Here is a 598-nt window from a genome sequence, read left to right as displayed (position 1 = left end):
AGACCGTTGCGGGTGATGGACTGCATTGCCGCCCCTGCCATGCCGAGCATGGCGCCGCACAGTATCGCCATCAGCAGGCGCGGCAGGCGGATGTCCATCACGACGTAGCGCGTCTCCGCCGCCAGGCTTTCTGGATAAAACAGCGCGCCCCCGATGGCGGAGGCGGGAATGGGCAGAGAACCGTGCGTCAGGCCAAAGCCCAGCAGGCTTAGCGCCGCCAGCGCGAAAAGCGACAGGTACGCCAGCGCCTTCGGACGAACCAGCGCCGATAAACGGCCAACACGGATTGCGCGGAGTCCGGCCCGGTTCATTTGAACATCCTCGACGCCATAAAAATGAACACGGGCGCGCCGACCAGGGCCGTCATGATGCCGGTTGCCAGCTCCCAGGGGGTAAACAGCGTGCGGGCAGCGATATCCGCCAGCAGCAACACCAACGCGCCGCACAGGGCCGACAGCGGCACCATCACGCGTAAATCGACCGACACCAGACGGCGGATGAGCTGCGGCACCACAAGGCCGATAAAGCCAATCGGCCCGGCGACAGAGACGGCCGCGCCGCAGAGCAGCGCGATGGCCAGCAGGGCGAGCAGGCGAGT

Annotated in this window: 2 protein-coding genes; both read right to left on the bottom strand. The window is 66.1% G+C overall.

Going from position 1 to position 598, the window contains the following annotated elements; translation table 11 throughout:
- Positions 1-311: iron chelate uptake ABC transporter family permease subunit (locus tag DOU50_RS00145; protein ID WP_148768448.1), on the bottom strand; the 311-nt coding region annotated here is incomplete at its 3' end.
- The coding region (locus DOU50_RS00140; RefSeq protein ID WP_148768447.1) for an iron chelate uptake ABC transporter family permease subunit at positions 308-598 on the bottom strand (291 nt) is incomplete at its 5' end. The genes DOU50_RS00140 and DOU50_RS00145, both read right to left, overlap by 4 nt.

This window comes from Enterobacter sp. C6 (genome assembly GCF_008122455.1).
GTDB lineage: Bacteria > Pseudomonadota > Gammaproteobacteria > Enterobacterales > Enterobacteriaceae > Enterobacter > Enterobacter pseudoroggenkampii.
The sequence above is the reverse complement of the archived record's forward strand: the minus strand, read 5'-3'. Positions and strand labels throughout refer to the sequence as shown.